Origin of the sequence: Curtobacterium aurantiacum, assembly GCF_018598555.1 — a bacterium.
Taxonomy (GTDB): Bacteria; Actinomycetota; Actinomycetes; order Actinomycetales; family Microbacteriaceae; genus Curtobacterium; species Curtobacterium aurantiacum.
In genome coordinates this window covers 24848-31441 of sequence record NZ_JAHEWN010000028.1, presented here as the reverse complement: position 1 = coordinate 31441, position 6594 = coordinate 24848, and the positions used below count along the sequence as shown (strand labels likewise).

General features: G+C 71.7%; 6 protein-coding genes. 4 read left to right on the top strand and 2 right to left on the bottom strand.

Features of this window, described 5'->3' with window-relative positions:
- Nucleotides 1-68 precede the first annotated feature (68 nt).
- A complete protein-coding gene (locus KK087_RS16675) occupies nt 69-974 on the bottom strand; it encodes a proline iminopeptidase-family hydrolase (RefSeq protein WP_250901216.1) in 906 nt (301 codons plus the stop codon).
- Between the two features lie 86 nt (nt 975-1060).
- On the opposite strand from KK087_RS16675, the gene KK087_RS18005 reads away from it, so the two are divergent.
- Complete coding sequence (locus KK087_RS18005) at nt 1061-1792, top strand: FadR/GntR family transcriptional regulator (RefSeq protein ID WP_214566761.1); 732 nt, start codon at nt 1061-1063, stop codon at nt 1790-1792.
- 74 nt (nt 1793-1866) lie between these two features.
- Here the strand turns inward: KK087_RS18005 and KK087_RS16665 are convergent, their stop codons facing one another.
- Complete coding sequence (locus tag KK087_RS16665) at nt 1867-2430, bottom strand: VOC family protein (RefSeq protein WP_035808811.1); 564 nt, start codon at nt 2428-2430, stop codon at nt 1867-1869.
- A 262-nt stretch (nt 2431-2692) separates the two neighbouring features.
- Between KK087_RS16665 and KK087_RS16660 the strand changes: the two genes are divergently transcribed.
- The 3 genes from KK087_RS16660 (at nt 2693) to allB (ending at nt 6555) form a co-directional block, all read left to right on the top strand.
- Complete coding sequence (locus KK087_RS16660) at nt 2693-4258, top strand: NCS1 family nucleobase:cation symporter-1 (protein ID WP_214566760.1); 1566 nt, start codon at nt 2693-2695, stop codon at nt 4256-4258.
- Nucleotides 4259-4417: 159 nt separating this feature from the next.
- Entirely contained in the window at nt 4418-5182 is a 765-nt protein-coding gene (locus tag KK087_RS16655) for an aspartate/glutamate racemase family protein (protein WP_214566758.1), read from the top strand.
- Nucleotides 5179-6555, top strand: a complete 1377-nt coding sequence (gene allB, locus KK087_RS16650; protein WP_214566755.1) for an allantoinase AllB — start codon at nt 5179-5181, stop codon at nt 6553-6555. Before KK087_RS16655 ends, allB begins: the two co-directional genes overlap by 4 nt.
- Nucleotides 6556-6594: the final 39 nt, after the last annotated feature.

The window sequence follows — 6594 nt, the reverse complement described above, 5'->3', positions numbered from 1 at the left end:
GGTGGGAACTGCGGCCGGGAGGCGCGGGGCGGGCCCGCACCGTGCCTCCAGGGAAGGTCGTGGCCGGGTCAGGCCCCGTCGTGCGCGGCCAGGAAGGCCGCGACCACGCGGCGGAACTCCGCCGGCTGCTCCAGGTGCGAGCAGTGGCTCGCGCCGGGGAAGACATGCTGCCGGACGTCGGCGATCCGCTCGACGAACGGGGCCCACGTGGCGGGGGTGGCCTCGTCGTGCTCGCCGGCGACCACGAGCGTCGGCACGGTCACGCGGTCGAGCCGGTCGACGACGGTCCAGTCGCGCATGGTGCCGATGACGTGGAACTCGTTCGGGCCGTTCATCGTGTGGTAGACCGTCGGCTCCCGCTCCATCTGCTCCTCGGAGTCGACGAAGTCCGGATGGCTCGGGACCACGCGGCAGACGTGCCGCTCGTAGAAGACCTGCGTCGCCGCCAGGTACTCGGGGTCCTCGACGGTGCCGGCGGCCTCGTGCCGGGTCAGGGTGTCCTGCACCTCGGCGGGCAGCTGCGCACGGAGCTCGGCGGCACCCTCGACCCAGAGCTCCATCGACGCGGGGGAGTTGCAGATCGCGAGCGACCGGAGCCCCGCGGGCTGCCGCACGGCGATCTCGGCGCCGAGCATGCCGCCCCACGACTGCCCGAGCACGTGGTGGTCGCCGAGGCCGAGGTGCTCCACGAGCGCCGCGTACTCGTCGACGAACAGCTGCGGCTGCCACATGTCGACCGGTGCGTCCGGGCGGTGGCTGCTCCGGCCGCAGCCGAACTGGTCGTGGTGGACCACGGTGCGCCCGGTCTCGTCTGCGAGGGCCGCGAGGTTCCGGAGGTAGTCGTGGGCCATGCCGGGCCCGCCGTGCAGGACGACGAGGGGCAGCGCGCCGGCGACCGGGGTGTCGGGCGTGGTGACCCGGTACCAGGTCTCGCCGTCGCGGAACGGCATCGTGGATTCGGTGATGCTGGACATGGGGGTCAGCATGGAGCGGAAAAAGGTCCCACGCAATACCTTTTCTGCTGCCTTAACGTGGTCGTAACACCGCGAAGGGGGTCCGTGTGTCGGATCGTGCGACCGAGACGCGCGTCGACGAGGTCGAGGACCGCCTCGTGACCGCCGTCGCCGTGGGCGAGTACCTGCCCGGTGCCGGGCTGCCGCCGGAGCGCGAACTCGCGGGCCTGCTCGGCGTCGCCCGGGTCACCGTGCGCGGTGCGATCGCCCGGCTCGTCGAACGGGGGCTGCTCGAGACCCGTCGAGGCCGTGGCGGTGGCACGTTCGTCCGCACCGAGTGGCCGGACAGTTCATCGGACGCGGTCGGGCGGGTGCTGCTCGCCCGGTGGGAGGCGATCCAGGACACCGCCGACGCGATCGCGCTGCTGCACGGGGCGCTGGCGACCGCCGCGGCGGAACGGGTCACCCCGGACGACGCCGCGCAGATCCGCGCACGGCTCGAGGTCTTCCGCGACGCTGCCTCGGGCCTCGAGAAGCAGCAGGCCGACGCGGTGCTGCACCGCACGATCATCGACGCCGCGCGGAACGACGCCTTGCGGACCGCGCTCGCCGGGTTGGAGGCGCAGATCTCGATCGCCGCTCCGGCGCACCTGTGGGGCACGGCCGAGGGCATGGCGGAGATGGAGACCCGCGCGCTCCACGAGCACGAGTTGCTGGTGGACGCCGTCTGTTCCGGGCGGGCGCCCGAGGCGGGCGTGATCGCCCGGCAGCACGTCGGGATCGACGTCGAACTGCTCGAACGGGCCGTGCGGCGGACGGGGCAGGTGCCCCGACACTGAGCGGGCGGACTGTCGGTCTGGCTGCGATCTGTCGGTCTGGCTGCCGGTCAGTGCCGGGTCCGCTTGGTCGGTCGTCAGTGCACGGCGGGTGCCGGCACCGGGTAGACGTCGTCCGGCATCGGCCACGGCGCCCACTTCGGCCGCGGCGCGTACACCAGGTACGGCTGCGGCGTCGGGTAGCTGACGAGCTCGAGCGTCGACCCCCATGGCGTGCGGGTGTAGACGAACCGGTTGCCGGCCCCCGCCTCGTCCCCGCGCAGGTCGCGCGGGTCGGAGTTCCGGGTTCCGCCGGCCGCCTCGACCCGGGCGAGCGTCTCGTCCAGGTCGTCGGCGTACATCGCCAGGTGCTGCCACCCGAGGTCGGACGGGTGTGCGGCGTTCCGCTGCTCGGGCCCCAGGTACTCGAACAGCTCGAGCCCCGGCCCCTCCGGCAGCGCGAGCATCCGCATGGCCCCCTGCGCCATGGTGCTCGGGATGCCGAGGTAGCCGTGCGCCTCGGAACTGCTGTTCGGCGTCTCGTCACGACGCCGCATGTCGTACAGGACGACGGCGTCGAACGCCGCCTCGAAGAACTGCGTGGCTGCGTCGATGTCCGGCACCGTGACGCCCACGTGGTCGATCCTGATTCCCCTGCTCATGGTCGATTCGTACCACCGGCGGTCATCGCCGCTCGGGTCCGTGCGGGGTCCGTGCGGGGTCCGTGCCCATCGATGCGGCAAGCCGCAGCGCGGCTCCGGGCGCGGTCGGCACGGGTCTCCAGCACGGCTTTCGGAACGGTCGTTCCAGGACGGGGTGTGGGACACACGACCGTTACACGAGGGAAACGGCGGGGGCGAAGTCGCTCCGTAGCTTCGTGCTCAAGCACGCACCGCCCCGCTTCCCACTCCCTCGGAGGACGCCATGGCTACCGACATCGCGACACCAGTCGCCGCGCCCCACGCCCCCACCACGACCGCCGCCCCCGCCCCAGCGGGTGCCGGTGTCGTCAAGCCCGGGTACGACCCCGCGCTCACGAACGAGGACCTCGCCCCGCTGCGCGAGCAGCGCTGGACGAGCTACAACTTCTTCGCCTTCTGGATGTCCGACGTGCACTCGGTCGGCGGGTACGTGACGGCCGGGTCGCTCTTCGCGCTCGGCATCGCGAGCTGGCAGGTGCTCATCGCGCTCGTGGTCGGCATCCTGATCGTGCAGGTCTTCGCGAACCTGGTCGCCAAGCCGTCGCAGCGCACCGGTGTGCCGTACCCGGTGATCAACCGAGCGGTCTTCGGGGTGCTCGGCGCGAACGTCCCCGCCATCATCCGCGGCCTGATCGCGATGGCCTGGTACGGCGTGCAGACCTTCCTCGCCGCGCAGTCGCTGAACATCATCTTCCTCAAGTTCATCCCGGCGTCCGCTGGGCTGCTCGACCACGCGTTCCTCGGGTTGTCGGCACTCGGGTGGATCTCGTACGCGATCCTCTGGGTGGCGCAGGGCGCGCTGTTCTGGATGGGGATGGAGGCCATCAAGAAGTTCATCGACTGGGCCGGCCCGGCGGTGTACGTGGTGATGATCGTGCTCGCGATCTACCTGGTCAGCGAGGCGGGCATCGGCAACATCTCGTTCACGCTGTCGGCCGGTGAACCGCTGTCGTTCGGAGCGTCGATCCCGGTGATGCTGTCCGCGGTCGCCCTGGTGGTCAGCTACTTCTCCGGGCCGATGCTGAACTTCGGTGACTTCTCGCGCTACGGCCGGTCGTTCCGTGCGGTCAAGCGCGGCAACTTCTGGGGGCTGCCGATCAACTTCCTGTTCTTCTCGGTCCTCACGGTGCTCTGCGCCAGCGCGACGGTTCCGGTGTTCGGCAAGCTCATCACTGACCCGATCGAGACCGTGCAGGCCATCGGAGCACCCTTCGCGATCCTGCTCGGCGGCCTGACGTTCGTCACCGCGACCGTCGGCATCAACATCGTCGCGAACTTCATCAGCCCCGCATTCGACTTCTCGAACGTGGCACCCCGGAAGATCTCCTGGCGAGCCGGCGGCATGATCGCCGCGGTCGGCTCGGTGCTCCTCACCCCGTGGAACTGGTACGGCAACGACCAGGCGATCCTGTACACGCTGGGGGTGCTCGGCGCGCTGATCGGCCCGCTGTTCGGCATCCTCATCGCGGGCTACTACATCGTCGGCAAGCAGCGCATCGCCGTCGACGACATGTACTCCACGAGCCGCACGGCCCGCTACTGGTACCGCGGCGGCTTCAACCCGAACGCCATCTGGACCCTCGTGGTCACCGGCGCGATCTCGGTCGCGAGTGCGGTCCTGCCGCCGGCACTCGGCGTCCTGCCGTGGCTGGCGAACTACAGCTGGTTCATCGGCTGCGGCCTCGGACTCGTCGTCTTCTGGGCGCTCGAGCGCGTCCGGCCGAGCATGCCGGCGCTCGACGCGGACGACCCCTCGGTCGACGACGGCGCGGCCGTCGGTCGGGCCTGACCACCGGCGTCGCGGCCTGTCCTCCACAGGACGGGTCGCGACGCTCGGTCGTCCACAGAACCCAGAAGCGGCCGGGAGGCCCGCCCCGCCCCCGCCACGATGGTCACCACCCAGCACCACCGGTTCCACCGCTCCACTCGCTCCACCGGAAGGACCCCGATGCGCATCCGCGTCGTCAACCCCAACACCACCGCGTCGATGACGCGGTCGATCGGCATCGCCGCCAGCGCGGTCGCCGCCCCCGGCACGGTGATCGAGGCGGTCGAGCCCACGATGGGGCCCGCCTCGATCGAGAGCCACTACGAAGAGGCGCTGGCCGTTCCCGGGCTGCTCGAGCAGATCGTGCTCGGGGAACAGGACGGGGTGGACGCGTTCGTCGTGTCCTGCTTCGGGGACCTGGGCCTCGACGCCGCGCGGGAACTCGCGACGGTGCCGGTGATCGGCATCGCGGAGGCCGGCTTCCACGCCGCGGCGATGCTCGGCCGACGGTTCGGTGTCGTCACCACCCTGGCCCGCACCACCGGCCGCGCGCACGAGCTCGCCGACCGGTACGGCTTCGCGCCGCTCGTCACCGAGATCCGGGCGTGCGAGGTCCCCGTCCTCGAACTCGACGACCCCGCGTCCGGCGCCCGCGCTCGGGTGATCGAGGAGTGCCGCGCGGTGGTCGACGGGGGAGCCGACGCCGTGGTGCTCGGGTGCGCGGGCATGGCCGACTTCTGCGCCGAGGTCTCGCTGTCGATCGGGGCACCGGTCGTCGACGGGGTCGCGGCGGCCACGGTCCTCGCCGAGTCGCTCGTCCGGCTCGGGCTCGCCACGGGCAAGCGCGGGGAGTACGCCCTGCCGCCGGTGAAGGCGATGTCGGGGCTGCTGGCGGGCTTCGAACGTCACCCGGCACAGGTCGCGACGGTCGGGGCGGGCGCGTGACGGGGATTGCGGCGGGCGACAGGGCAGACCTGGTCGTCCGCGCGCAGCGAGCCTGGGTCGACGGCACGTTCCGCCCGGCCGCGGTCGTCATCCGCGACGGTCGCATCGCCGGCGTCCTGCCCGTCGACGCCGTCGTCGACGTCGTGCAGGACCACACCGTGCCGGACGGGCAGGTGCTGCTCCCCGGACTCGTCGACACCCACGTGCACGTCAACGAGCCCGGCCGCACCGAGTGGGAGGGCTTCGCGTCCGCGACCCGGGCCGCTGCGATGGGCGGGGTCACCACGATCGTGGACATGCCGCTCAACTCGATCCCCGCGACGACCACGGTCGAGGCGCTCGCCGTCAAACGTGCGAGTGCCGAGGGCAGGGTGGCTGTCGACGTGGGGTTCTGGGGCGGAGCCGTGCCGGCGAGTTTCGGGGCCCTCGACGCCCTGCACGACGCCGGCGTCTTCGGCTTCAAGTGCTTCACCGCACCGAGTGGTGTCGACGAGTTCCCGCACCTCGACCCTGAGCAACTCCGTGCCGCGATCGCCGAGGTCGCCCGGCTCGACGCGCTGCTGATCGTGCACGCCGAGGACCCGGAGCTCCTGGTGCCGCACCAGGCCCTCGGCGGCCGGTACGCGGACTTCCTGGCCACCCGACCCGTCACCGCGGAGCGGTCCGCGATCGCGCAGGTCATCGACGGAGCCCGGATGACCGGGGCGCGCGTGCACGTCCTCCACCTGTCCGACGCCGGTGCCCTGCCGATGCTGCGCGCCGCGAAGGACGACGGTGTGCGGATCACGGTCGAGACGTGTCCGCACTACCTGGCGTTCGAAGCGGGCGCGATCCCGGACGGTGCGACCGCCTACAAGTGCTGCCCACCGATCCGCGACGACGCCAACCGGGACGCGCTGTGGGCGGGTGTGCTCGACGGCACGATCGACCTCGTCGTCTCGGACCACTCGCCCTCCACCGCCGACCTGAAGACCGACGACTGGGGGCTCGCCTGGGGCGGGGTCGCCGGGTTGCAGGTCGGCTTCCGGGCGGTGTGGACCGAGGCCGAGCGCCGAGGGATCCCGCTCGAGGCACTGCTGCCGCTGTTCACGACCGGTCCGGCCGCCCTCGTCGGGCTGCACGACCGCGGGGTGATCGCTCCCGGTGCCCTGGCGCACTTCGCCGTGTTCGACCCGTCCGCCGAGTCCGTGGTCGACGTCGCCGGGCTCGAACACCGCAACGCGGTCTCGGCGTTCGACGGCATGCGCGTGCTCGGCAGCGTCACCGAGACCTGGCTCCGCGGCCGCCGCATCGCCACGGCGGACGGCGGCGTGGGGCGCGTCGAGGGCTCGCTCGTCGGGCGTCCCGTGCTCGTGACGGAGACACCCCTGTAACGATCGTTCCGGTATCGTCGGATCAGGAACGGAAGGAAC

What these genes read in the sequence shown, in the direction of transcription:
- KK087_RS16655 (WP_214566758.1), top strand. Translation starts at nt 4,418, where the DNA reads ATGCGCATCCGCGTCGTCAACCCCAACACCACCGCGTCGATGACGCGG.
- KK087_RS16665 (WP_035808811.1), bottom strand. Translation starts at nt 2,430, where the DNA reads ATGAGCAGGGGAATCAGGATCGACCACGTGGGCGTCACGGTGCCGGAC.
- KK087_RS16660 (WP_214566760.1), top strand. Translation starts at nt 2,693, where the DNA reads ATGGCTACCGACATCGCGACACCAGTCGCCGCGCCCCACGCCCCCACC.
- KK087_RS16675 (WP_250901216.1), bottom strand. Translation starts at nt 974, where the DNA reads ATGTCCAGCATCACCGAATCCACGATGCCGTTCCGCGACGGCGAGACC.